Below are 24,266 nucleotides of genomic sequence, written 5' to 3' on the forward strand. Positions count from 1 at the left end.
CCTTCCGCGTCGCCGTCGGGGGCTTCCGGGAACGGACTGCCGGTGCGTGACCCCATGGCGGGGGCCGCTGCAACCCCTCCCCCTGCATCCGGGCCCTCCTTAGCCTGGAGCGATGCAGAGATCGCGCGGGTGGGCTATCGGATGGAACACGGCGCGCGTGGCGGTGGCCGTATTCGTCCTCGTCGCGGTGGGCGCGCAGTTCGTGTCGTCGACGGCCGAGGCCGCCGCGCGGGGCCGGGACGTCACGACGGTGGTCGCCAACTTCTTCAGCTTCTTCACGATCCTCTCCAACGTCTCGTCGGCGGTCGTGCTCGCCTGGCTCGGCGCCCGTTTCTTCGCGCGCGGTCGTCGAATCGACGTCGATCCGCCCGCCCTGGCGACCGCTCTCGTGTTCGTGTCGACCTACATGATCGTCACCGGCGTCGTCTACAACCTTCTGCTGCGCGGCATCCCCCTGCAGCCCGAGACGGTCGGCTGGTCGAACGAGATCCTGCACGTGTGGGGCCCGCTGTTCCTGCTCCTCGACGTCCTCCTCGGTCCCGCGCGACGGCGACTGCCCTGGTCGGCGGCGTTCGCGGCGGCGATCTTCCCCATCGCGTGGATCGTCTACACGCTGCTGCGCGCGCCACTCATCACCAACCCGACGACGGGCGCACCCTTCTGGTACCCCTACCCCTTCCTCGATCCGAACACCGGCGGGTGGGGCAGTGTCGCGGTCTACATCGTCGTCATCGCCGTGGCCATCATCGCCCTCGCCCTCGGTGTCGTCGCGATCGGTCGGGCACGCGGCATCCGGATGCCGATCGACCCGGCGCACCAGAAGCAGCCCCTGCACTGACGGGTCGAGGTCGACGCCCTACCCTGGAGGCGTGCGCACTCGACTGATCTCCGCGGCCCTCGCCGCCTCCGCCCTTCTTCTGCTCGCCGGCTGCGCCGGAGGCACCACGTCCGCTCCCGCCCCCGCGGCGAGTGCCTCGAGCTCGAGCGCCGCTTCGGGCGACTGCTCCTACCCGACATCGGGTCAGCCTTCCGCGGACGTCACCCCGCCGGCCGCGGGCACGGAGCGCCCCACCGGAAAGATCGAAGCGACCCTCGAGACCTCCGCCGGCGCCATTCCGATCACCCTGAACGGTGAGCGCACCCCGTGCACGGTCGAGAGCTTCGTCTCTCTCGCGCAGCAGCAGTACTTCACCAACACCGAATGCCATCGCCTCACCACGCAGGGCATCTTCGTCCTGCAGTGCGGCGACCCGACCGGCACGGGCCGCGGCGGCCCCGGCTACCGCTTCGACGACGAGCTCGACGGCAGTGAGACCTACCCCGCGGGCACCGTCGCGATGGCCAACGCGGGCCCCGGCACGAACGGTTCGCAGTTCTTCCTCGTCTACGCCGACACGAAGCTGCAGCCGAACTACACGGTCTTCGGCACCATGTCGCCGGAGGGACTCGAGGTCGTCAAGAAGATCGCCGCGGCGGGCACGGCCGGCGGCGCGGCCGACGGCGCTCCGGCGACTCCGGTCACGATCACCGGCGTCACGATCGGCTGATCGCGGCGCGAGCATCCGACGCCGACCGGGCGAGAGCCCGCGACCACACCGCGGACATCTCGTCGGCGACGAGCCCGGATGCCACGAGCACACCGCCGCGGCGGGGGAAGAGCGATCGGCGACCGTCTTCGTCGCGCACCTCCGCCCCGGCCTCGTGGGCGATGAGCACCGCGGCGAGGTGATCGATCGGGCTGAACCGGTGCACCAGCGCGGCGCATCCGCGGCCCGCGGCCGGCCCGAGGAGCGTCAACGTTCCCGAGCCCATGACGCGCAGCGTGCAGAACGCCGCCGTGAGCGAGAGCGCGACGCCGTCCATCCCGGGCCAGGGCTCGTGGCCCGCCAGCTCGGTGCCGACCACTCCCCCGCGCAGCCCCGCGCGCTCCGGCAGGTGCAACGGGATGCCGTCGCGTCGAGCGCCCTGCCCGGCGACCGCATCGAACACCGCGTTCTGCCAGGGCTCCGCAACGACGCCGACGAGTGGCTGATCGTCGACGGCGAGCGCGAGCGAGAAGGCCGTCCAGGGAACGCCGTTGGCGAGATTGGTGGTTCCATCGACGGGATCCAGGTACCAGGTCGGAACACCGGTTCTCGCACTGCCCCCGTACTCCTCCCCGACGAACGCGTGGTCGGGAAAGCGATCGAGCACGACCTCGCGCACTCGCCTCTCGATGGCGCGATCGAGCTCGGTGACGAGGTCGGCCGGATGCGCCTTGGCGTGCACCGCCGTCACCCGGTACGCGCGCGTCTCGTCGATCGCCCATCGCGCGAGGTCCACCGCCAGTTCGCGGGCCGCGGATAGATCCGTCGGGGTCATCTGCTCTGCTCCTTCGTTGCGGATGCCGATCGCGTGGCGATCATCGCCTGCAATCGATCGAGGCGATTGGTGGTGATGGTGTCGATCCCGAGCTCGATCGCCCGGACGAGGTCGCTCTCGTCGTCGATCGTCCACGCGGTGACCGGCAGGCCCAGGTCGTGGACGGCGTTCACGAACCGATCGTCGACCACGGGAAACGGCGCGTTGATCAGCACCGGCGACAACTCCTCCAGGTCGAGTGACACCGGGGGCTGCTCGTGCGCCCACGGCAACCAGATGCGCGCGTCCGCGTCCAGCTGACGGAGGACGCGCATGGCCTCGAGATGACCGCACCAGTCGACGACGACGCCCGAGGCCGCGACGACCGCGTGGGCCGCGGCGGCCGGGCGGGCGGCATCCATGTCGATCACCAGACGACTCTCGGTGTCGGCGAACAACGGCAGAACCTCGGCGAGGAGGGGCGGCCGGTGATCGGCGTCGCCGAAGGCGACGAGCTCGACGGTACGAACGTCCTCGATCTCGCGCGGGTCGCCCCAGAGCCGATCCAACGTGGCGTCGTGCAGGACGACCACGTCGCCGTCGGCGGTGAGACGCACATCGATCTCGACGACGGCCGCGCCTTTGGCGAGCGCCGAGCGCATCGCCGGCAGGGTGTTCTCGCGCAGGCTGCCGGAGTCCCCCCTGTGGGCGCAGGCGCGCGAGACGCGTGCCGTCATCGTGACACCGCATCGACGAGACGGCCGTCGCGATACACCAGGGCCGAGGCGATCGAGGCGTATCCGCTGGTCCCCACCGTGGGCGGCTCCCCCGGAACGAAGGCGTCGAGGGTCGCGTCCTCGCGGCGCAGGCGCACCCGGTGGAAGTGCCCGTGCGGAACGACCCGCTCCACGCGCGCCGGCACGGCACCGGGCCGGGAATCGAGCGTGAAGACGACGTCTTCGGGGCGGATGCCGACGACATCGGCGCCCGGAACGAGGCGCGTCCCGTCGAACCCGCCCGCGAGGCGGTTCATCGAGCCGATGAACGTCGCCACGAACTCTGTCTCGGGCCGCCGGTAGAGCTCGCCGGGAGCGCTGAACTGCTCGACGCGACCCGCGTTCATCACGGCCACGCGATCCGAGATCGACAGGGCCTCCTCCTGGTCGTGCGTCACGACGACCGTGGTGATGCCGAGCCTCTGCTGCAGGTCGCGGATCTCTTCGCGCACCCTGATCCGCAGCTTCGCGTCGAGGTTGCTGAGCGGCTCGTCGAGCAGCAGCACCTCGGGCTCCTGCACGAGCGCGCGGGCCAGGGCGACGCGCTGCTGCTCGCCGCCCGAGATGCGCGGCGGGCGCGAGTCGCGGTGGTGCAGCAGGTTCACCAGCTGCAGCACGGCGTCGACCCGCTCGGCGATCTCGGCGCGCGGGAGGCGGCGCAGACGCAGCGGGTAGGCCACGTTCTTGGCCACGGTCATGTGCGGCCAGAGGGCGTAGTTCTGGAACACCATCGCGCTCGGCCTCTTGTCGGGCCCGAGCCGGGTCACGTCGCGGCCCGCCATCTCGATGCCGCCCTCGTCGGGGGCGAGAAAACCGGCGATCATGCGCAGAGTCGTCGTCTTGCCGCACCCCGAGGGACCGAGCAGGGACACGAGCTCGCCCGGCTGCACGGTGAGGTCGAGGTCGTCGATGATGGTCCGCCCACCCAGGGTCTTGCGCAGAGAGCGCAGGCGGAGCCCCGCGGAGGGGTCGGACGAACCCGCCGGCGACGGCGAGAGCGAGGTCGGATCGGCCGCGATGGTCACAGCATGCTCCTTCATTTGAGCTGGAATCCTTCGGCGAGCTGACCGCCCATGACGTGCTTGCGCACGGCGAGCAGGAGCACCACCGAGGGAATGGCGAGCAGGATCGAGAACACCGCGGCGACCTGCTTGGGGAAGTTGAGGACGAGGGAGTACATCTCGGTGGGCATCGTCACGATGTCGGGGGCGCCGACCAGGTAGGTGCCCTGGGCTTCGTCGAAGGCGGCGAGGAAGGCCATCACGCAGCCCACCAGGATGCCGGGGAGGGCCAGCCGCAGGGTGATGGTGAGGAAGACGCGCACGCGGGACGCGCCCGCGTCGCGCGCCGCCTCTTCGAGCGAGCGGGGCACCGCGGCGAAGGCGGCCGCGGGAATCCACGTCATGAAGACGATCGTTCCGAGCAGCTGCACGATCACCACGCCCGCCACCGTGTTCATCAGCCCGAGCGCGTAGTACAGCGAGGCGAGGGTGGCGAACAGCCCCATCTTGGGGAACGCGTTCGTGGCGAACAGACCGATCAGGAACACTCGCCGCCCGGGGAACTCGAACCGCGCGAACGCGTAGGCCGCCGGCAGGCAGACGACCGCCGCGACCACGACCACGATCGGGGTGATGGCGAGGGAGCTCTGGATCGACGACGCGAGCTGCGGGTCGGTCAGCACGGTCGACCACCAGCGCAGCGTCCACGAGTCCGGCAGCAGGTGCGGATAGGTCCACGTGTCGGCGAAGGCGTGGGCGCCGAGCCAGACGAGCGGCCCCAGCACGAAGACCAGCAGGACGACGGCGAACAGCACGGCGGCCGAGGTGCGCAGGGCCGTGGCGAGCGCCCGGGGCATCAGGCCCTCCCCTCGCGACGAGCGGTGCGGAAGTTGGCCCACACGTACAGGGCGCCGATCCCGGATGCCGCGGCGAAGACGACGAAGGCCATGACGATCGACTGCTGCGGCTCGTTGTACGACGTGAACGAGTTCGCCAGCGCCACCCCGAGCATCGTCGGCGCATTGGGGCCGGTGAAGTACGGCACGGTGTACGAGCCGATCACCCCGATCGCGGTGAACGTCACGGCGATGACGATGGGCACCGCGCTCATCGGCACGAGGATGGTCCGCACGATGCGGACCGTTCCCGCACCGGCGTCGCGGGCCGCCTCGATCATGGCATCCGGGATCGACTGCAGACCCGACGTGATCATGAGCACGGCGAAGGGCAGAGACGTCCACGCCGAGCCGATGACGACGGCGACCGGGGTGAACGCCCACACCGGCGCATCGAGGCCGACCGCCGCGAACAGGCTGGTCAGGAAGCCGTCGGCCGAGTAGAAGGTCAGGATCGCCCACGACGCGATGACGACGGGGATGAACAGCGGCACGATCGCGACCGCCGAGAGCAGCCGCGCCAGGAACCCGCCGTGCAGGCGCAGGAAGAGACCGATGCCGCCGGCGAGCACGAGCACGATCGCGGTGCTGGCCAGGGTGACGCCGAGCGTCAGGCCGAGGTTCTGCCAGAAGTCGTCGGCGCCGAACACGTCGCCGTAGGCGGCGAGCGTGGGCACGGCGCCGTCGGCGCGGTGGACGTTCTGCCCCACCGCGGCGATGACCGTGTTGAGGCCGCCGGTGAACCCGACGCTGAACGCGAGCGCCGTCACCACCGGCACGCCCACGAACAGGGCGATCACGAGCACCGGGGGGAGCGCGAGCAGGAAGCCGGCCGCCGCCGCCCGCCGAGCCGGGTGGGCTCGGCGGACGGCGGGGCGCGCCACCCGCGGTGCGGTGGCGGCGGTCATCACTTGCCGGGGACCTTCTGGGCCCACGCCTTGTTCATGTCGGCCGCGTTGGCCGAGAAGTAGCCGGGGCGCAGGTTCGCGATGTCGGCGTCCTTGAACGTGGACTGCACCGATGCCGGCAGCTTGTCGAGCGAGATCACCGGGTAGCCCGAGATGCTGTCGGCGACGAGCGCCTGGGCCGTGGGCGAGAGCACCCACGAGAGCAGCTTCTCGGCATCGGCCTGACGCGGCGACGCCGCGGGGATGCCGAGGTAGCTGGCGCCGCCGGTGAACGAGGGGTCCGAGATCTGGGTGTAGGCGATGTTCGAGGGGATCTGGCCGTTCTTCACGCCGGTCACGAACTGATCGCTCCACACGGGCGCCATCGAGATCTGCCCGCTCGAGAGCAGGTCGAGCACCTGGCTGTTGCCGTTGGGGTAGACGCCCTTCTGGTACACCGAGGCGTTCAGGCCGGCGAGGGTGGCGAACCCGGTGCTCCAGTCGCTCTCGAGGTCGGGGGCGGCCTCGGTGGCGAGCGTCGTGCGGTCGGTCGTCGAGATGTTCTGGTCGAGCACGGTCGTCACGAACGAGGCGCCGCTGCCGCCCGTGCTGGGCGCGCAGTAGGTGAAGCGACCGGGGTTGGCCGTGATCCACGCGAGCAGGTCGGCGAGGGTCTTCGGCGGGGTGGCGACCGTCTTGGTGTCGTAGGCGAGCACGACGCTCGACCCCCGGTAGGGCACGCCGCCGTTGCCGCCGGCCTGCACGAGAGCTGCGGGTACGTCGGAGAGCGCGGGCACCTGGTCGGCGGTCACGGGGGTGAGTAGACCGGATGCCGCGACCTGGGTCACGAAGCCGGCGTCGACGAGGTCGTAGCCGGGGTCCTGGTGCTGCACCGTCGCTGCGGTGAGCTTGGCCACGGTCTGCTGGTCGTGTGCGCCGTGCAGGTCGAAGTCGACCTTGACCGTGTAGCCGGGGTTGTCCTTCTCGAACGCGGGGATGAGCGTCTTCTGCCAGAGGTCCTGGATGTTGGTGTCGGCGCTGAGGAAGACGGTGAGGGTCTTGTCGGACCCGTCGGACGACGAGCCGTTCGAGCCGCTCTGGCTGCAGCCGGCCAGGGCGAGCCCGACGGCCGCGACGGCGGCGAGGGAGGCGATCAGGCGAGGACTTTTCACGGGGTTCTCCTGTGAGAGGAAGGGGGTTCGGGTGCGTCGTCCCGTGCGGCGCGAGGACGACGGTGTCACGCTAACTCGCGCGCTCATTTGCGGCGAAGCCCTGACTGGAGGTTTCAAATGAGCGCCTATAGCCGTTCAATGAGCGTTAATCTGAGCGAAAGTGAGCACCCCCAACCTGAGTTCGACCCCTGAAGGAGCGGCCGTGCTGACCCATCAACGCGAGGCGGCGATCGTCGAACGCCTCGAAGCCGTCGGAAGCGTCACCGTGGACGAACTGTCGCGTCTGCTCGGCGTGAGCGGCACGACGATCCGTCGAGATCTGGAGCGCCTCGAACAGCGCGCGCATCTGCGGCGGGTGCACGGCGGTGCGACCATCGCCCGGACGCCCGAATCGGGCCAGGACGGGGAGCTCGACGACGACACGCGCGAGAAGGAAGCCCTCGCCCGAGCCACCGCCGACCTCATCGTCGACGGTCAGGTCGTGCTGCTCGACATCGGGATCACCACCCGGCGTCTGGCTCGACACCTCCGCGGTCGGCCGGTGACCGTGATCACCAACAGCCTCGCCGTGCTCGACGCCCTGGGCGACGACGACGTGGCGAGCCTCGTGCTCCTCGGCGGCATGGTCGGCGGCAAGACACGAACGCTCATCGGCCCCTTCACCGAGCAGGCCCTGGGGCGCGTGCACGCCGACATCGCGGTCATCAGCAGCACCGGAGTGAAGAACGAGGGCGCCGTGGTGACCGATCTGACCCACGAGGCCACCATCAAGGGCCGCATGCGCGAAGCCGCCGACCGCTCCATCTTGGTCGCGAACACGTCGAAGTTCCCCGGCAGCGGTTCCTACCGCATCGCCTCCCTCGGGGACTTCGACACGATCGTGACCACCGATCGCGTCGAGTCGACGGCGCTGACCCGAGCGGCGCGCGGAGGCGTAGAGGTCATCCGCACCTGAGGCGCGGACCGCACGGTTCGAGTGCTCCGCCGGTCGCGCGCCGATGCTCTCGCGCGGCGGCCTCGTCAGCCGTCGTGGCGCTGCAGCCAGTCGAGCGCGAGCTGCCGGCTCGCGTCGGCGGCAGCGGTCAGTGTGCCGTTGGTGTCGCCGGCGCCGTGCTCCATGCCCGGGTACTCGACGTAACGGTTCACGATGCCGCGTTCGGTCAGCAGGTCGACGAAGCCGCGGGTGCGATCGGCGAGCACGAGGTGGTCGCGGGTGCCCTGGTAGATCAGGGTGGGCGGGGAGTCCGCCGTGATGTGGTTCGCCGAGTCGGTGAAGCGGTAGCGGTCGGGGTACTGGGCGGGAGTGCCTCCGATGTACCACTGCTCGACCTGGCGGGCGATCGCGGTGGCATCCCCGATTCCCGTCAGATCGACCGCGGGGTACCCCGCGATCACGGCGCGCACGGTGGGCAGCGGGGTTCCCGACGGGGAGCAACTCGACGTGAGGGTGCGGTCCGCCGACATGTACGCCGCGTTGACGGCGAGGTTGCCGCCCGACGACAGTCCCAGCGTGGCGATGCGGTCGGGATCGAGGTTTTCTGCTCGTCCGTCGTCGGCGATCCAGGCGAGAGAGCATCCGATGTCGGTGACCTGCGTGTCCCACGCGTGAAAGGTCGACGAGGCGAGACGGTAGTCGACGTCGAGGACGGCGTAACCGTGCTCGGGAAGAAAGCCCGTGTACGCGTTCGGCCCGCGGGTGCCGGTCGAGAACCCGCCACCGTGGATCGAGACCACGACGGGCCACCCCGCCTGGGGGGCTGTGCCCGAGGGCAGGTACAGATCGGCCTGGAGCGTGGTCGTGTCCGCCGTGCCCAGCGTGACCGTGCGGCTCGGGCCACTGCCGAGACCGGTGAACGGCAGCGCGGGAAGCAGCGGGCTCACCCCGACCCCGAGCGAGCCGATCGAGGCGACCAGCAGCGCCGTGCTGGTGACGACACCGACCGTGCCCGCGGTCCCGCCGACGGTCAACCAGAACGGGAGGTGCCGGATGCCGCGCCGCGGCCTCCAGAGGAGGACCGCGCAGACGAGACCGACGACCGCGACGACGAGGTTCCAGATGCCGAGCGTGTCGCGGAACAGCCCGATCACGAGAACGACGAACTGCGTCACCTCCGTCTGGAGGAGCCACATGGTCCACGACACCGGGACGATCGCGAGCAGTTGAGCCAGAACCGTGTAGCCGATCGTGAGGACGGCGAGAGAGGTAAGGATGACACGGGCCGTGCGGGACCGCACTCCCGGGTCGCGGGGGGTCTTCACGGTCACACCGTACCGGCGGCGCGTGGTGAGACGCCATGACCTGACCGACGACCACGTCGCACGGACGGACGTCGGGGCACGGCATCCCTCCGCTCTAGAATCGAGGGCATGTCCAAGGTCTTGCAGTCCCTTCCCGTCGGCGAGCGCGTCGGCATCGCCTTCTCGGGTGGTCTCGACACCTCGGTGGCCGTCGCGTGGATGCGCGACAAGGGCGCCGTCCCCTGCACGTACACCGGCGATCTCGGTCAGTACGACGAAGACGACATCGCGTCGATCCCCGGCCGCGCCACGCAGTACGGTGCCGAGGTCTCGCGCCTCGTCGACTGCAAGACGGCACTGGTCGAAGAGGGCTTCGTCGCCCTGGCGTGCGGTGCCTTCCACATCCGCTCGGGCGGACGCACGTACTTCAACACCACGCCGCTCGGTCGCGCCGTCACGGGCACGCTGCTCGTGCGCGCGATGAAAGAAGACGGTGTCGACATCTGGGGCGACGGCTCCACCTACAAGGGCAACGACATCGAGCGGTTCTACCGCTACGGCCTGCTCGCCAACCCCGCCCTGCGCATCTACAAGCCGTGGCTCGACGCCGACTTCGTCACCGAGCTCGGTGGCCGCAAAGAGATGAGCGAGTGGCTCGTCGCTCACGACTTCCCCTACCGCGACAGCGTCGAGAAGGCCTATTCGACGGATGCCAACATCTGGGGCGCCACGCACGAGGCCAAGACCCTCGAGCACCTCGACGTCTCGCTCGAGATCGTCGAGCCCATCATGGGCGTGCGCTTCTGGGACCCCGCGGTCGAGATCGAGACCGAAGACGTCACCGTCGAGTTCGAGGCCGGTCGCCCCGTCGCCATCAACGGAACGCGCTTCGCCGACCCGGTCGAGCTCGTGCGCGAGGCGAACACCATCGGCGGCCGCCACGGCCTGGGCATGAGCGACCAGATCGAGAACCGCATCATCGAGGCCAAGTCGCGCGGCATCTACGAAGCCCCCGGCATGGCGCTGCTGTTCCTGACCTACGAGCGTCTGGTCAACAGCATCCTGAACGAAGACACCCTCGCCACCTACCACGAGCAGGGTCGTCGCCTCGGTCGCCTCATGTACGAGGGCCGCTGGCTCGAGCCGCAGTCGCTCATGCTGCGCGAATCGATCCAGAAGTGGGTCGGTTCGACCATCACCGGTTCGGTCACCGTGCGCCTGCGCCGCGGCGAGGACTACACGATCCTCGACACCGTGGCATCCGGCATGTCGTACTCGCCCGAGAAGCTGTCGATGGAGCGCGTCGGCGATGCCGCCTTCGGTCCGGTCGACCGCATCGGGCAGCTCACGATGCGCAACCTCGACATCGCCGACTCGCGCGCGCGTCTCGAGCAGTACGCCGCGATGGGTCTGCTCGGCGGCCCCACGGGCGAGCTCGTGGGTGATGTCGCGGCGGGCGGCGCGCAGGGCATCACCGAGTCGGCGGCCCCGCTCGACGCGGCGGGCGAGCGTCTGGCCGAGGCGACGGATGCCGCTGGCGAAGCCGCCGCGTTCGACTCCGGCACCGACTGAGAACCCCTCCGAAAGAGCCCGCGGCGCCCCTCAGGCACCGCGGGCTCTTTCGCGTTCCGGGTGTGAGGGGCCCGAAACCGTCGCCGAGAACCCTGTCAGGCGACACGAGGCGGCCTCTCACGCGGAGAAGAAAGTTGCACACGACCGTGCAATTTCGGCGTACACTGGTGACCCGTGAGCACCCCCACCCGCCGCGACGCCGTCGAGAACCGCGCCGGCATCCTCGACGCCGCCACGGCGGCCATCGGCCACGACCCGCGCGCCTCGATCGACACGATCGCCCGTCGCGCCGGCCTCTCGCGCCGCGCCCTGTATGGGCACTTCGACGACCGCAACGCCATCGTGCGCGAGGTCATCGCCGCCGGAGCGACCCGCTTCAACGCCATCGCCGATCGCGTCGACGACGCCGACTCCCGCGTCGCGCTCGCCCGACTGGCATCCGAGCTCTGGCGCGAAGCCGCCCACGTGCAGGCCGCCGCCGCGCTCGCCCTCGACGACGCGCACCTCGCCGAGACCTCCGACGCTCTCGCCCCGCTCCGCCGCCGCATCGACCAGATCGTGCGCCGCGGGCAAGAAGCGGGAGAGCTGCGGACGGACCTTCCCGCGCCGACCCTCGCCCGCCTGCTCGAAGAGACCGGCCGCATGGTCGTCGCGCGAGTGGATGCCGGCTCGTCGACGGCCCGCTCGATCGCGGTGTGCGCGGTCCTGGGCATCGCGGGTCTGTCGTGGACCGAGGCGCGCGCCCTGCTGGAACAGCACCCCGACCTGGAGGCGCAGTGAGAGTCGTCCTGAACGCCGTCGCGAAGGGCCGTGCGCACAGTGCCCTGCCGGAGACGTCGACCTCGTATGAGACCGGCCGCGCGACCCTGGTCGTCGCCGAGACCGAGCAACGCCCCACGGTGCTGGGCCTCGTGGCATCCGGTCGCATGAAGGTCGACAGCGGCACCGTGACCCTCGACGGTCGCTCCGACTCCTCGGGCATCCGCCGCCGGGTCGCGCTCGTCGATGCCCCCGTGGTCTCGGAACCCGAGTCGAACGTCACCGTCACCGGGGTCGTCGCCGAGGAGCTGATGTTCGCCGGCCACGCCCCGAATCCGTTCTCCGCCGCGCGCTGGCTCGAGGGCATCGGGCTCGAGTCGCTCGCGAACGTGGCCATCGGCAACGTCGAGCCCGCAGCCCGGGTGCGCCTGCTGCTCGAACTCGCAGCCCTGCGCAAAGACGTCGAGGGGCTCGTCCTGGTCGCCCCAGACCGCCACGGCGGCGAACCGCTCGCCTGGTGGCGTATCGCCGAGGAGTTCGCCGAGCGCGGGTACGCCGTGCTCGTGGTCGCGGGCCACGCCTCGAGGACCATGATCGACGCCCTCGACGAGACGGTGGAGGCCGCCCGATGAAGATCCCGCAGATGATCACGGCGGAGCTGCGCCGCCTCACCTCGACGCGCATGTCGGTGATCGCGTTGATCGCGCTGCTCGCCGTGCCGATCCTGTACGGCGGTCTGTACCTCTGGGCCAACCAGGACCCGTACGGCAACCTTTCGAGCGTGCCGGTCGCTCTCGTGGTCGACGACCAGGGCGCGGACGTGAACGGTCAGCACCGCAACCTCGGCGATGAAGCCGCCGAGCAGCTGCTCGACAGCGACACCTTCGAGTGGCACCGGGTCTCGTCCGACCAGGCCGACGCCGGTCTGCAGGCGGGCGACTTCGACTTCATCGTCACCCTGCCGACCGACTTCTCCGAAGCCGTGGCGACGCTGTCGAGCAGCTCTCCTCGCCAGGCCGACATCGAGCTGCGCACCAACGACGCGAACAACTACCTCGCCTCGACGATCGGCACGCAGGCGGTGGCGAAGATCCAGGAGTCGGTGGCGAAGAAGGTCGTCGATGAGGCGGGTCGCTCGCTCCTCGATGCCCTGCACACCATCCGCGTGAAGCTCGTGGATGCCACGGACGGGGCGACCCAGCTCGTCGACGGTCTCGCGACCGCGAAGAACGGGTCGTCGCAGCTCTCGACCGGGTCGACCACCCTGGCTGATGGCGCGGCGAAACTGGCCGACGGCAACGCCCAGCTGTCCTCCGGCGCGAACCAACTGCGCGACGGAACCGCTCAACTCCGCGACGGCTCGGCCCGCGTGGCCGACGGCGCCCAGCAGGTCGCCGGTGGAGTCGACCGTCTCGACGCCGCGGCCCGTCAGGTGGGCTCGGTCGCGGGCGACGCGGCGTCACAGCTGCCGCAGGCCCGAACGGACATCGCGAAGGCCCTGGCCGACGCCGGACTCGACCAGACCCGCATCGACGAGATCCTCTCGCGCCTCGACCCCGTGGGCGAGCGCCTCACCACCGCCAACGCGCGCGTCCAGGACACGGTGAAGCAGATCGATCAGCTCGACGACGGCGCCCGCCAGGTCGCCTCGGGAAGCGCCGCCCTGGCCACCGGCGCCGCCACCGCGGCCGATGGCGCATCGGCCCTCGCCGAGGGCGCCGCCACCGCGGCATCCGGTGCCTCCCAGCTCCGCGACGGATCCGCGCAGCTGCGCGACGGAGCGACCCAGCTGGATGACGGCATCGCGCAGCTCTCGACCGGCGCCACCCAGCTCCGCGACGGTCTCAGCGCGGGGGTCCAGCAGATCCCCGACTCCGACGACTCCACGCGCCAGGCGCAGGCGTCGGCCATCTCGGACCCCGTCGCCGTGGGCACGAGCTCGGTCACGAAGGCGCAGAACTACGGTGCGGGGCTGGCCCCGTTCTTCGCCGCGCTGGCCGGATGGATCGGCATCTACGCACTGTTCCTCATCGTCAAGCCGGTGTCCAAGCGCGCCGTGACGGCGCTGCGTTCGCCCTTCCGCGTCACGCTCGCCGGGTGGCTCACGCCCGCGGGCCTGGGGGCCCTGCAGATGGTGGGGCTCTTCACGATCCTGGCGTTCGCGCTGCAGTTCTCGTTCGCGAATCCGTGGGCCGCTCTCGGCATCCTGATCTTCGCGTCGGCGACGTACGCGGCCATCGTCCTCGCGCTGAACGTGTGGCTCGGGTCGGTGGGTCAGTTCCTCGGTCTCGTGCTGATGGTGCTCCAGCTCGTCACCGCCGGTGGCACCTTCCCGTGGCAGACCCTGCCCGGCCCCCTCGCGGCGCTGCACCACGTGCTGCCCATGGGATACGTGGTGGATGCCATGCGCCAGGTCATGTACGGCGGAGACGTCTCGAGGGTCGGTCAGGACCTGCTGGTGCTGGGTGCGTGGATGGTCGGTGGCGTGCTGGTCGCGGCGATCGGCGTGACCCGCATGACGCACCACCGCACCCTGCGCGACCTGCAGCCGAGCCTGATCGGCTGACGCGGGCACCCGGCGCGGCGCGCGCACCGATAAGCCGGCCTGTCGAGGAGGAACGGGGTGCTCCCGACAAGAGGACGGGTGGGGAACGGTTTGCCGTCCCCACCCGTCCTCAGTTGTGAGCGTGAGAAATCAGTTCTTGCCCGCACCCTCCCCACGGGATGACGTGGCGTCGGCCGTCCGGACCGCGTCGGGTGCATTGGTGGTCTTGGTCACCAGGGGTGACAACACGAGCCAATCGATGTTCGGAGCGTTGCCGGTCGTGTTGCCCAGGCGCAATACGCCGCCCGCCGTGGTCAGGTCGATGGGAACAGTGTGCGTCCAGAACCCGTTCCACGAGTAGTTGTTGCGGAACGCACCGCGCGTGGTCGCGCCCCCGTCCTCGCTGATGTCGAGGAAGCGGGTGATGACGTCGGTGTTGTACGCATGTCCGGTGTTCTTGTCGGCGTTGGCATACCGCACCGTCAGGTCGTACTGCCCCGCGCCGAGTCCGCGGGGACGCGTGAGGGTTGCGTAGTTGTCGGCTCCGCCGCCGAGCCACCCCAGATGCTGGCCCGAGACGTTGGTCGGCGCTCCCGGAGTCTCGAGGCGGGCTGCACCGTGCAGGGTGATCTGCGAGGAGTCCTCCGCCTCGACCTGCACGCCCGCCGCGTCGCCGTCAGTGGCCCGGGTGACTGTGACGGACTGCACGGCCGCCCCCTGGGACGACGCCAGACGCAGCTCGCTGATGCCTTCGGCGAGGTGCACCCGTGCCGTCGACGTCCAGGTGCCCGCCGCGTCGGCGCCGAGCCCGGTGATCGTGCGGTCGTTCAGACGCAGGCCGAGATCGGCGGCTCCGGTCGTGGAGTAGCGCACCGCGACGTCGTAGTAACCCGTCTCCCGCGCGGAGGCGAAGAACGTGGCGCTCTTGTCGCCGCTCAACATCGCCGCGCCCTTGCCGTAGTCCAGCGGCGCGTCGGTGCGTGAGAGCACGGCTGGATAGGTCGTGGTCTCGGGTCCGTCGATGCGCGTCAGGTCGAAGCGGTCGAGCGAGATGTCGGAGCCGGGGAGCAACGTCGTGCCGTCGGCGCTCATGCGCACAGAGAGCTCATGACGGCCCTGGCTGAGGGAGACGAGGGTTTCGCCGCGACCGCGGTAGCCCCAGTCGAAGCCCGCCTCGTAGTCGATCGTGGCGGCCTGCTGACCGTCGACGAACAGAGCGTGCGAGCCCGGGCCGATCTTGCTGCCGTTGACACCGGCGATCGCACCGAAGCGGTACGTGCCGGTCGTGGGCACGTCGACGGTCCACGTCAGCGAGGAGGTGACCTGGTTCGTCGAGCCGACATCGAAACCGCCGGATGCGGAGAATGTCCAGTCCGCGGCTGGGTCCTTCTCGTATACCTCGACGTCGCGCAGTGCCGTGTTCTCGGCCTCGATCGTCGCGGACCAGGTGCTGTCGGAGACCGGGGCGACCGGCAAGGCGGGGGTGATGACAGCCTGGTAAGCGTCGAGCCGGTTGTCGCTCGGCACATCGATCTCGATCGTGCCGCCGACCGCGACCCTCTTCGTGACGACCACGGGCGGCGCCTGAGCCTCGCCCTCCTGACCCGACCATTCGGCCTTGCGGACCTGGATGTCGACGGTCGTGCCGAAGACGGCAGGATCAAGTCCCGACACGTCGAGGCGGGTGGCGTCGTTCGTCCCGCCGAACAGCACCGTGGCCTGCTTCTTCGCGGTGTCCACGGCGCCGATGCCCTGCAGGGTGTCGGGAGCGTTCAACGCGGGAGGCGTGACCGAAACGGTCTGGCCCGAGAGGTCGCCGTACCATTTCAGCAGCCACCACGCGCCGTTCGCGCCGTTGGTCTTGGCCATGTTGTCGTTCAAGTTTCCGGCGTAGGTCCAGTAGGCCGTCTGTGCATCGACCTTCTCGTCCTCGAACATCGCGAGCCACTGGACGAGGTTCCCGGGAACCGACATGTCGCGGCGCATGGCGTACTCGGTGATATTGACGGGTCGCGGTGAGACACCGAGGTCGCTCTCGATCTGTCGGTACTCCGCCAGGTGCTGACGGAAATACTGCAGGCTTCCACGACCGAGCTCGTGCCACGTGAACAGGTCGGGCAGCACGTCGTTGGCCTTCGCGAAGGCGAGGAAGTCGCGCGTACGCGTGGGCTGCCAGCCGGTATCGCCGTTGCCGGCGATCTTCGCGTCGGGGTAGACCTCCTTGATGGCCTGGTAGACGGCCTTCCAATCCTGGAGGTACACGTCCTTCATCGAGTTCCAGTCGCTGTACCAGTTGCCCCCGTCGGGCTCGTTGAACGGCGTGAAGACGTACTTCTCGGGGTGGTCGGACTCGTCGACGACGCTCTTGACCACCGTGCGGACGATGTCGAGGTAGGTGGAGAAGTCGGACGGACGCTTGCCGCCGTTGTAGGCCCAGTCGGGGTAATAGTCCTGGATGTTGGTCATCAGGTACTGGCCCCCGTTCTCGAAGAACGCGTCCTCGACCTCGAGGGGATCACCATTGGGGTGTTGCGCGCCGTGCGGTGCCTTCTGCGTGAGGTTCTTGGGGCTGGCGCCGGCGATGATCGGGTCGGTGGGCACGCCGTCATCGGAGAGGCCGTAGAGCATCCCCGACGCGCCTCCCTTGACGGCGCCGGTCGGCTGGCTGAAGTCGACGCCGATGACATCGACGGTCGCGGCGTTGGCGGGTGCGGCTGCTCCGGCGGCGAGGCCGGAGATCACCAGGGCGGCGAGCGCCGCGGAAGCGGTCACTCGATCGAGATTCTGGCGGGGGCGGATCACGTGTACTCCTTCGTACGGTGGGGCGGGGGCGCTGCAAGGGGGATGGGGGATGCCAGGTCGGACGCGTCGCGCGGTCATGTGCCGCAGCGCGGCTCTCGGGGTGCCCGGCGACGAACGGGCACCCCGAGAGTCATGTCACTTGAAGAGGGCGTTGACCTGGTCGTTCGCGGTCTTCAGCGCGCTCACGTCGGACACGCCCTTGAGGTAGGACTCGATCGCGGCCTTCATCGTGTCGTTCACGTCCGACCAGTGGTCGGCGATGGGGAGCAGTTTGGTGGTGCCATCGGTCACCTGCTCGGTGAATCCCGTGACATCCCAGCCCTTGGCCGCGAAGGCGGCCTCGGCCTTGGCGGTCGAGGTCTTGACGGCGGGGAAGACGACGGCGGCCTTGCCGATGACATCCTGGCAGTCCGCCGAGCCGAGGTACTTCACCCACTGCCACGCGGCATCCTGGTTCTTGCTCCCGGCCCAGATGCCGTCGGAGAGACCGTTGAAGAGGCTGGCGCGCTGACCGCTCGGGCCGACCGGGGTGGGGGCGACCTTCGTGGCGATCTTGTTCTGACCGAGGTATGAGCCGTTCATCCAGCTGCCGTCGGTGACGAGCGCGTAGCGACCGGCGAGGTAGCCGTTCAGCGGGTCCTGCTCCGACAGAGCGATGTCGACGCTGGGCATGAAGCCCTTCTCGATCAGCCCCTTGTACCAGGCGAGGGTGTCGCTGAACTTCGTGTCGCCATAGTTCCAGGAGCTCGTCCAGGGCGTCTTGTTGCCGTAGTACCAATCGTTGCTGAGGGCATAGGGAGACCAGGTCTGCTGACCGCTGGCGTTCAGCCCGTTACCGCTGAGCGCGAGTCCGTAGACGGCGACCTTCGACTTGTCGAAACCGGCCTCGTCTCCTCGAACGCCGTTCTGGTCGATCGTGAGGTGGGCGACGAGCTTCTCGAACGAGCCGCCGTCGGTGGTGTTCCACGCGAGTGTGGAGAGCTGGTCGGCCGTGTAACCGGCATCCGTCACCATCTTCTCGTTGTAGAACGTCGCGACGGTGTCGAAGTCCTTCGGAAGGCCGTAGCGACCGCCCTCCGGCGTGGTCCAGAGGTCGGCGAGGCCTTCCTGATAGATGCCGAGGTCGAGACCGTCCTTCTCGACGCGATCGGAGATGTCGAGCAACTGCCCCTGAGAGACGAATTCGGGGTAGTACGACAGGTGGTCGGCGAAGACGTCCGGGGCGGTGCCCGAGGCGAAGCCCGTCGTCAGACCCTGCCAGTAGTCCGACCAGCCGAATTGCTCGATCTTGACGGAGATGCCCGACGACTTCTCAAAGTCTTCCGCACACTGCTGGTAAGCGGGCTGCTGATTGCTGTCCCACAGCCAGTAGGTGATCGAGTCACCGCCGGTGGCCGCGGTACCGCCCGCGGAAGAGCACCCGGCGAGGATGACGGGAACAGCCGCGGCGACGGCGGCGACCGCGACGGTGCGGTGCGCGCGTGAGATGGTGCGCATGGGATTGCCTTTCAGGAAAGGGATGTGCGGGTGGGGCTCCCCGCCCGACGTTCGGGTCGCCGGGCGGGAGATGAGGGGCGGGGGGTCACTTGATGCCGGAGTAGCCGAGGTTGTCGACGAGCTTCCGGCCGAAGAGGATGAACAGGAGGAAGATCGGCAGGGCCGCGATCAGCGTCCCGGCCATGAGGCCGGCCCAGTCTGGGCCCGTCTGCGGAGTCTGCGAGCGGAAGATGCCGAGCGCGACGGTGAGTACGCGCGAGTCGTCCGCGCGCCCCACCAGGAGAGGCCAGAAGTACTCGCCCCATGCCGTGATGTAGGTCAGCAGGGCGAGGGTGAAAACCGGAGTGGATGACATCGGCAGCACGATCCGGAAGAAGATGCGCAGGTGTCCTGCACCGTCGATCTTGGCCGACTCCTCCACTTCGCGACTGATGCCGAGGAAGAACTGGCGCATGAAGAAGATCGCGAACGGCGTCATGAAGAAGAACGGCAGGATGATGCCGGCGAGGGTGTTGAGCAGGCCGAGATCGCGGATGAGGATGAAGTTCGGCAGTTGCACGAAGATCGGCGGGATCATCAGCGCCGTCAGGAAGAGAAAGAAGACGGCGTCGCGCCCCTTCCACTCCAGCCGCGCGAAAGCGTAGGCCGCCATCGACGAGAACAGCACCTGGCCGAACGTGATCACCGTGGCGACGATGACGGTGTTGCGCAGGTACAGCCAGAAGTCGATCGACCCCGTGGTCCCCCCCTCTGCCGCCGCCTGCTCCGGTGACGACAGACCCAGGACGCGTGCGAAGCCGCCCCAGCTGAACTCCACCGGCAGAAGGCTGCCGGCGTTCGTGTACAACGCGGTGTTGGTCGACAGCGCGGTGCGCAGCATCCAATAGAACGGGAACAGCGTCACCACCAGCAGCACCACGAGAGCGGCCCAGGCGAGGAGGCGCCCGAGTCCGATGCGGCGGCGACGGGGAACTTCACGGCGGGAGCCGACGGGCGCGGGCTCGGACCGGGTGACGCGGGGAGGTGTTGCGACGGAGGTCATGAGGGGCTCCTATGCCAGATCCGACGAGTTCGAGCGCATGATCTTGAGCTGGAAATAGGCGACGACGGCCAGCACGACCAGCAGGAAGACCGACATGGCCGACGCGTATCCGAGGTGGAATTTCTCGAAGGCCTGTTGGTAGATGTAGTAGTAAATGACCCGGGTCGAGTTGATCGGTCCGCCCTCGGTCGTGACCGCGACGGTGTCGAAGATCTGGAACGACCCGACGACGGTGATCACCAAGACCAGGGCGAGCACCGGTCGCAGCAGCGGCAGCGTGATCGAGCGGAACATGCGCACCTCGGACGCACCGTCCAGAGCTGCGGCTTCATAGAGTTGTGTCGGGATGGTCTGCAGGCCGGCGAAGACCAAGAGCGCTGTGTAGCCGACGTAGCGCCACACATTGATGAGCGCGATGGTCGGGATGGCCAAGGCCTCGCTGCCGAAGAAGGCCATGCGGTCGCCGCCGAGAGCGTCGAGGAAGACGTTGATGATGCCCGTGGAGTAATCCATCATCCAGAACCAGACCAACGCGACCACGACGTTGGCCACAAGGTACGGCAGCAGGATGATGCCACGGATGACGGCCGAGCGGGTGAGACGGTGCATCAGCACGGCGATGCCCACCGCGAGCACCGTCTGCACGCCGATGTTGATGACGACGTATTCGACGGTGACGCCGAGGGAGTTCCAGAAGAGCGGATCCGCGACCATGCGGGTGTAGTTCTCGACACCCACGAACTTCCCGGCGCCGATGAGGTTCTGGTCGGTGAAGCTGAACCAGATGCCTCGCAGCGAGGGGACGAGATAGAAGGCGAGGAAGCCGAGAGCGGCGGGGGCGATGAACAGAAGGGCGATCTTCGCGTCGCCGCGCCGACGACGCGCGGCACGGGGAGCGACGATCGCGCGAGTGTCCAGCGATCGGGTCGTCGGGGACTGGGTCGGGGCGCTCATCGGACGACCTCCACGTCGAGCAGGACACTGGTGTCGGGATCGAGGGCGGCGACGTGTACGCCGATCTCCTGGAGGACGGCACCGGACAGACTGATCCCGCTGCGGTACCACGACGGATGGATACGCGGGTCGTAGGCCGGCAGCGGCCCCGGTCCGCCCACGCGGACGCGGTATTCGCGGTCGGGATCCAAGCCCGGGAGACGCACTCGACCCACGGGCCACGTGACGTGCCGCTCCCGCAGGATGACCGCGTAGAGGGCGCGATCGCGGTGGGGACTGACCGAGCCGTGCAACCACAGGTCGCCGCCCTCGAGTTCGCGGCGCACCGTCGTACCGGAGTGGATGAGGCCGCGGACGCCCTTGTAGTAGGCGACCCACGCCGTCAGTCGTTGCAGGTCATCGGGCGAGACCGTGGTGAGATCCCACTCGATTCCGAAGTGCCCGAAGAGCGCGGTGGCCGCCCGGAAGTCCAGGTCGATGCGGCGGCGGGTGGTGTGCGCCCTGTCCGCGCCGACGTGGCTGCCGACCAGCTCCGGCGGAAGCAGCTGCGCGGTCCAGCGCTGGATCTGCTGCCGTTCGCGGGCGTCGATGCAGTCCGACGCCCACACGCGATCGGTGTGCTCCAGGATGCCGAGGTCGACGCGTGCTCCTCCGGAGGAGCACGACTCGATCTCCAGTCCCGGGCAGGCGCGGCGGATGGCGTCGAGCAGGCGATAGGTCGCGAGGGTCTGTTCGTGTACGCCCGCTCGCCCGGTCCGGGTGGACCCGGCCTCGATGAGGTCGCGGTTGTGGTCCCACTTGATGTAGTCGATTCCGTGCTCGCGCACGAGCGAGACGATCTGGTCGAAGACGTGGGCGAAGGCACCCGGGTGCGAGAGATCGAGAACCTGCTGGTGTCGGAAGTCGACGGGCAGACGACCGGGCACCTGCAGGAGCCACTCGGGGTGGGCGGTGGCGAGGTCGGAGGTCACATTGACCATCTCGGGCTCGAACCACAGTCCGAATTGCATGCCGCGTCGCTTGACCCCCTCGACGAGGGCGCGGAACCGTCCGCCGCCCCAGACGTCTTCTGCGATCACCCAATCGCCCAGACCCGACGTGTCGTCACGGCGCGAGCCGAACCATCCGTCGTCGAGCACGAAGCGTTCCACTCCCACGCGCTCGGCCGCGTCGGCGAGTTCGAGCAGCCGCGGCAGTTCGTGGTCGAAGTAGACCGCCTCCCACACGTTCATCACCACGGGGCGGGCGGAGCGCGGGTGCGAGGGCCGCGAGCGCAGGTGAGCGTGGAAACGCGCGGCGACGGCATCCAGTCCGGCACCGTATCCGGCGAAGAGGGCGGGGGTCTCGTACGTTTCACCCGGAGCGAGCTGGATTTCGCCAGGCAGCAGGAGTTCGCCGCCGAGAATCAGCCGCTCCCCCGAGAAGGCGCGTTCCGCGAGCACACGGTGGTTGCCACTGAACGCGACGTGAAGCCCCCACACCTCGCCCTGGCCGAAATCGAGATCGGCTGTCCCCGCGGCCAGGAACGTGGCCGCATCGGCGCCCGTGCGTCCGTGTCGACCCTCGCGAAGGTGCGTACCAACCGTGAACGGACGCGACTGGGCAACCCTCTCTTTGGCCCACCGCCCGGCCATGTCGAACACGACATCCGCGCGGGTCGGTACCGGCAGCGCCAGATCCAGCGCGTCGATCGTGTAGGAATCGACGCCGTCGTTCCGCAACGTCGCCGAGAGGCGCAGGAGTCCACTCGGCAGCAGCTCGAGCAGGAGCCCGAGGGAGAGCTGGGCGTCGACGTCGACCGCCCGCACGCTCACCGATCCACCCGACGGCGCATCGTCTGAGATGTCCACCGAGACGGGAACGAACCGCGTCGACCACGCCTGTCCCGAACGGTGGCCCTGAAGACCCGGGGTACCCGTCCATCCCGCGGCGTTCTCGGGCACGACTCCGACGATCACCGGCACGTCGACACCGTTGGTGGCCAGTGGCGGCTGTGCGTGCAGGGCGAGCTCGCGGAGGGAGTCGGCATCCTGCGCCCCGATGTCACCACCCCAGTGGATGACGAAAGGGAGAGCGTCTTGCGGCAGGCCGAGGACGACGGCGACGCCGGCCGCCCGGAGGGTCACGGCCGATGGCCAGAGGGCCTCGAGGTCGCCGTTGATCTCGTTCATCGTTTGGGTGGTCACTGCGTCATCGCCTTCCGGAGAACCCCTCGTCGGGTTCTGCAAACGTTGGTCAAGCTAGCATGCGTTCACTCGCTCTGCAAACGTTGGTCAGAGATTTTCTTCGAACAAAGAAAACGTTGGTCACTAGACTTGGGTCATGCCACTCGATCGAGATGTCCCCGGGATCGTCGACGTGGCCGAGAGAGCCGGAGTCAGTCTCTCCACGGTGTCCCGCGTGATCTCAGGACGCACCCGCGTGAGCGATCGGCTCCGCGAAAAGGTCGAGGCAGCGGTGGCCGAGCTGGGCTATCGGCCGAACGCCGCCGCGCAATCCCTGGTCAGCGGACGTCGATCGACGGTCGCCGTGTTCGCGCGCAACACGATCCGCTACGGGTACGCCGCCACTCTGCAAGGTATCGAGGAGGCCGCTCGGGCCGCCGGCTACGTCATCATGATCGCCGTGGTCGAGTCCGACGACCCCGCGGCCATCTCGGCAGCCGTCGACGGCGCCCTCTCGCAGCCCCTTGCCGGGGTGATCGTGATCGAGTTCGACGAGCTGGGCGTCGCAACCCTGGCGGCCATGCCCAAGACGGTGCCCGTCGTCGCCGCCGCCGGTGCCCGGCGTCCACCGGGCGAGACTCCTCACGCGTTCCTCGACGACTACGTCGGAGGATACGAAGCCACGAAGTACCTGCTCGCCCAGGGGCATCACACCGTGCACCACGTCGCCATCCCCGCCACCCGCCCCGGGACGGGTCGCGCGTGGGGGTGGCGTGCGGCGCTGGACGAAGCCGGCGCGCGCGTCCCTCCCCTGTTGCAGGCGAGCTACTCGCCCACGTCGGGATACGACGTCGCCCAGACTCTCCTCGACGACGATGCCGTAACAGCGGTGCTCTGCGGCAACGATGAACTCGCCATCGGTGTCGCGCGCGCCTACCAGGAGATCGGTAGACGCATCCCCGAAGACGTCAGCGTCGTCGGCTTCGACGACCAACCGTTCGCGCGCATGTGGACTCCAGCCCTCACCACCGTCCGCCAGGACTTCGTCGACCTCGGCCGACGCACTTTCGCGCTGCTCGGCACCTGGATGGAGCAGGGGCGTCCTCCCGAAGACTCCGCCGTGACGCCCGAGCTCGTCGTGCGCGAGAGTGCGGGGGCGCCGCGCCTGCACGCGTGATCCACGCCGCGGCCGCTCACGATCGGGCGCAAGCACTGTTCAGGCCGGGACGAGTGGGGGCGGTCCTCGGTCGCACCGGCAGCCGCACGTCGAACACCGTCCGGGGGCGCGGCCTGCGCCGACGAAGAGACGCTGCCGCAGATTGCTCGAAGCCTGACCCGCCCCTTCCGAGAGGGGCCGTCACGCTCAGCGCGTCATCGCGCATGGCTCCGGACGTGACTCGACGTGCCCGCTGGCGCCGGTACCGCGAGACCGGGGTTCGCGTCCGACATCACGCGCGGCTGCTCCGACCGGCACGGGTCTGTGCCCCCTCATCGCGCGCCCTGGGTCGCACCCATCCAGCGTGAGGCGGGTTCCTTCACTGTTCTGCGCCTCCCCACTTCTCAGGTTCCCGAGCCTGCCGACGAGCGGACCCGCCCGTGCGTTCGGTCAAGGGGTGCGCC

At 69.1% G+C, this 24,266-nt stretch carries 20 protein-coding genes; 8 read left to right on the forward strand and 12 right to left on the reverse strand.

Going from position 1 to position 24,266, the window contains the following annotated elements; all coding sequences use genetic code 11:
• The first annotated feature begins 112 nt into the window (after positions 1 to 112).
• Together DEU35_RS11990 and DEU35_RS11995 are read left to right on the forward strand one after the other, a co-directional pair.
• Positions 113 to 838 carry a Pr6Pr family membrane protein gene (locus DEU35_RS11990; protein ID WP_181904641.1) on the forward strand — a complete coding sequence of 242 codons (726 nt, stop codon included), beginning with the start codon at positions 113 to 115 and terminating at the stop codon, positions 836 to 838.
• A 31-nt stretch (positions 839 to 869) separates the two neighbouring features.
• Positions 870 to 1,547, forward strand: a complete 678-nt coding sequence (locus DEU35_RS11995) for a peptidylprolyl isomerase (protein ID WP_103207315.1) — start codon at positions 870 to 872, stop codon at positions 1,545 to 1,547.
• Here the strand turns inward: DEU35_RS11995 and DEU35_RS12000 are convergent.
• From DEU35_RS12000 to DEU35_RS12025, 6 genes are read right to left on the reverse strand one after another with little or no spacing between them, the layout of a single operon-like run.
• Complete coding sequence (locus DEU35_RS12000) at positions 1,534 to 2,361, reverse strand: inositol monophosphatase (RefSeq protein ID WP_103207318.1); 828 nt, start codon at positions 2,359 to 2,361, stop codon at positions 1,534 to 1,536. The two genes, DEU35_RS11995 and DEU35_RS12000, sit on opposite strands and share 14 nt — an antisense overlap.
• Positions 2,358 to 3,077 carry a glycerophosphodiester phosphodiesterase gene (locus tag DEU35_RS12005; protein WP_116239634.1) on the reverse strand — a complete coding sequence of 240 codons (720 nt, stop codon included), beginning with the start codon at positions 3,075 to 3,077 and terminating at the stop codon, positions 2,358 to 2,360. Before DEU35_RS12005 ends, DEU35_RS12000 begins: the two co-directional genes overlap by 4 nt.
• Positions 3,074 to 4,156 (reverse strand): ABC transporter ATP-binding protein, encoded by a 1,083-nt coding sequence (locus tag DEU35_RS12010; protein ID WP_116239635.1) that lies wholly within the window; start codon positions 4,154 to 4,156, stop codon positions 3,074 to 3,076. Before DEU35_RS12010 ends, DEU35_RS12005 begins: the two co-directional genes overlap by 4 nt.
• Positions 4,153 to 4,974, reverse strand: a complete 822-nt coding sequence (locus DEU35_RS12015) for an ABC transporter permease (RefSeq protein ID WP_116239636.1) — start codon at positions 4,972 to 4,974, stop codon at positions 4,153 to 4,155. The genes DEU35_RS12010 and DEU35_RS12015 overlap by 4 nt, the downstream gene beginning before the upstream one ends.
• On the reverse strand, positions 4,974 to 5,921 hold the full coding sequence (locus DEU35_RS12020; protein ID WP_116239637.1) for an ABC transporter permease: 948 nt from the start codon (positions 5,919 to 5,921) through the stop codon (positions 4,974 to 4,976). The genes DEU35_RS12015 and DEU35_RS12020 overlap by 1 nt, the downstream gene beginning before the upstream one ends.
• Positions 5,921 to 7,072 carry an extracellular solute-binding protein gene (locus DEU35_RS12025; RefSeq protein WP_116239638.1) on the reverse strand — a complete coding sequence of 384 codons (1,152 nt, stop codon included), beginning with the start codon at positions 7,070 to 7,072 and terminating at the stop codon, positions 5,921 to 5,923. The genes DEU35_RS12020 and DEU35_RS12025 overlap by 1 nt, the downstream gene beginning before the upstream one ends.
• Before the next feature lie 202 nt (positions 7,073 to 7,274).
• Here DEU35_RS12025 and DEU35_RS12030 point away from each other — a divergent pair, with 202 nt between their 5' ends.
• A complete protein-coding gene (locus tag DEU35_RS12030) occupies positions 7,275 to 8,027 on the forward strand; it encodes a DeoR/GlpR family DNA-binding transcription regulator (RefSeq protein WP_246078156.1) in 753 nt (250 codons plus the stop codon).
• A 65-nt stretch (positions 8,028 to 8,092) separates the two neighbouring features.
• Here DEU35_RS12030 and DEU35_RS12035 read toward each other — a convergent pair whose 3' ends face one another.
• Positions 8,093 to 9,331, reverse strand: coding sequence for an alpha/beta hydrolase (locus DEU35_RS12035; protein WP_147301867.1), 1,239 nt, complete (start codon positions 9,329 to 9,331; stop codon positions 8,093 to 8,095).
• A 108-nt stretch (positions 9,332 to 9,439) separates the two neighbouring features.
• Between DEU35_RS12035 and argG the strand changes: the two genes are divergently transcribed.
• The 4 genes from argG to DEU35_RS12055 all read left to right on the forward strand — a co-directional run bounded on the left by argG (position 9,440) and on the right by DEU35_RS12055 (position 14,207).
• Positions 9,440 to 10,882, forward strand: a complete 1,443-nt coding sequence (argG, locus tag DEU35_RS12040) for an argininosuccinate synthase (RefSeq protein ID WP_103207337.1) — start codon at positions 9,440 to 9,442, stop codon at positions 10,880 to 10,882.
• A 174-nt stretch (positions 10,883 to 11,056) separates the two neighbouring features.
• On the forward strand, positions 11,057 to 11,662 hold the full coding sequence (locus DEU35_RS12045) for a TetR/AcrR family transcriptional regulator (RefSeq protein WP_116239640.1): 606 nt from the start codon (positions 11,057 to 11,059) through the stop codon (positions 11,660 to 11,662).
• Positions 11,659 to 12,273: a hypothetical protein gene (locus DEU35_RS12050; protein WP_103207344.1), complete on the forward strand. Its 615-nt coding sequence runs from the start codon at positions 11,659 to 11,661 to the stop codon at positions 12,271 to 12,273. Before DEU35_RS12045 ends, DEU35_RS12050 begins: the two co-directional genes overlap by 4 nt.
• Positions 12,270 to 14,207, forward strand: a complete 1,938-nt coding sequence (locus tag DEU35_RS12055; RefSeq protein WP_116239641.1) for a YhgE/Pip domain-containing protein — start codon at positions 12,270 to 12,272, stop codon at positions 14,205 to 14,207. Before DEU35_RS12050 ends, DEU35_RS12055 begins: the two co-directional genes overlap by 4 nt.
• A gap of 129 nt (positions 14,208 to 14,336) precedes the next feature.
• Here the strand turns inward: DEU35_RS12055 and DEU35_RS12060 are convergent, their stop codons facing one another.
• The 5 genes from DEU35_RS12060 to DEU35_RS12080 all read right to left on the reverse strand — a co-directional run bounded on the left by DEU35_RS12060 (position 14,337) and on the right by DEU35_RS12080 (position 22,667).
• Positions 14,337 to 16,988 (reverse strand): hypothetical protein, encoded by a 2,652-nt coding sequence (locus DEU35_RS12060; RefSeq protein WP_258873547.1) that lies wholly within the window; start codon positions 16,986 to 16,988, stop codon positions 14,337 to 14,339.
• A 135-nt stretch (positions 16,989 to 17,123) separates the two neighbouring features.
• Positions 17,124 to 18,485: a sugar ABC transporter substrate-binding protein gene (locus DEU35_RS12065; RefSeq protein ID WP_103207349.1), complete on the reverse strand. Its 1,362-nt coding sequence runs from the start codon at positions 18,483 to 18,485 to the stop codon at positions 17,124 to 17,126.
• A gap of 85 nt (positions 18,486 to 18,570) precedes the next feature.
• Positions 18,571 to 19,527 carry a carbohydrate ABC transporter permease gene (locus DEU35_RS12070; RefSeq protein WP_103207352.1) on the reverse strand — a complete coding sequence of 319 codons (957 nt, stop codon included), beginning with the start codon at positions 19,525 to 19,527 and terminating at the stop codon, positions 18,571 to 18,573.
• Positions 19,528 to 19,536: 9 nt separating this feature from the next.
• Complete coding sequence (locus tag DEU35_RS12075) at positions 19,537 to 20,481, reverse strand: carbohydrate ABC transporter permease (protein ID WP_180993415.1); 945 nt, start codon at positions 20,479 to 20,481, stop codon at positions 19,537 to 19,539.
• A complete protein-coding gene (locus DEU35_RS12080; RefSeq protein WP_218026344.1) occupies positions 20,478 to 22,667 on the reverse strand; it encodes an alpha-galactosidase in 2,190 nt (729 codons plus the stop codon). Before DEU35_RS12080 ends, DEU35_RS12075 begins: the two co-directional genes overlap by 4 nt.
• Before the next feature lie 136 nt (positions 22,668 to 22,803).
• On the opposite strand from DEU35_RS12080, the gene DEU35_RS12085 reads away from it, so the two are divergent.
• Complete coding sequence (locus DEU35_RS12085; RefSeq protein ID WP_103207358.1) at positions 22,804 to 23,823, forward strand: LacI family DNA-binding transcriptional regulator; 1,020 nt, start codon at positions 22,804 to 22,806, stop codon at positions 23,821 to 23,823.
• The last annotated feature ends 443 nt before the right edge of the window (positions 23,824 to 24,266 follow it).

Origin of the sequence: Microbacterium sp. AG157 (genome assembly GCF_003385695.1) — a bacterium.
Classification (GTDB): Bacteria; Actinomycetota; Actinomycetes; order Actinomycetales; family Microbacteriaceae; genus Microbacterium; species Microbacterium testaceum.

Coding starts and splice junctions, on each gene's coding strand:
- DEU35_RS12055 (WP_116239641.1), top strand. CDS start 12,270: ATGAAGATCCCGCAGATGATCACGGCGGAGCTGCGCCGCCTCACCTCG.
- DEU35_RS12015 (WP_116239636.1), bottom strand. CDS start 4,974: ATGCCCCGGGCGCTCGCCACGGCCCTGCGCACCTCGGCCGCCGTGCTG.
- DEU35_RS12010 (WP_116239635.1), bottom strand. CDS start 4,156: ATGAAGGAGCATGCTGTGACCATCGCGGCCGATCCGACCTCGCTCTCG.
- DEU35_RS12000 (WP_103207318.1), bottom strand. CDS start 2,361: ATGACCCCGACGGATCTATCCGCGGCCCGCGAACTGGCGGTGGACCTC.
- DEU35_RS11990 (WP_181904641.1), top strand. CDS start 113: ATGCAGAGATCGCGCGGGTGGGCTATCGGATGGAACACGGCGCGCGTG.
- DEU35_RS12020 (WP_116239637.1), bottom strand. CDS start 5,921: ATGACCGCCGCCACCGCACCGCGGGTGGCGCGCCCCGCCGTCCGCCGA.
- DEU35_RS12075 (WP_180993415.1), bottom strand. CDS start 20,481: ATGAGCGCCCCGACCCAGTCCCCGACGACCCGATCGCTGGACACTCGC.
- DEU35_RS12070 (WP_103207352.1), bottom strand. CDS start 19,527: ATGACCTCCGTCGCAACACCTCCCCGCGTCACCCGGTCCGAGCCCGCG.
- argG (WP_103207337.1), top strand. CDS start 9,440: ATGTCCAAGGTCTTGCAGTCCCTTCCCGTCGGCGAGCGCGTCGGCATC.
- DEU35_RS12005 (WP_116239634.1), bottom strand. CDS start 3,077: ATGACGGCACGCGTCTCGCGCGCCTGCGCCCACAGGGGGGACTCCGGC.
- DEU35_RS12085 (WP_103207358.1), top strand. CDS start 22,804: ATGCCACTCGATCGAGATGTCCCCGGGATCGTCGACGTGGCCGAGAGA.
- DEU35_RS12065 (WP_103207349.1), bottom strand. CDS start 18,485: ATGCGCACCATCTCACGCGCGCACCGCACCGTCGCGGTCGCCGCCGTC.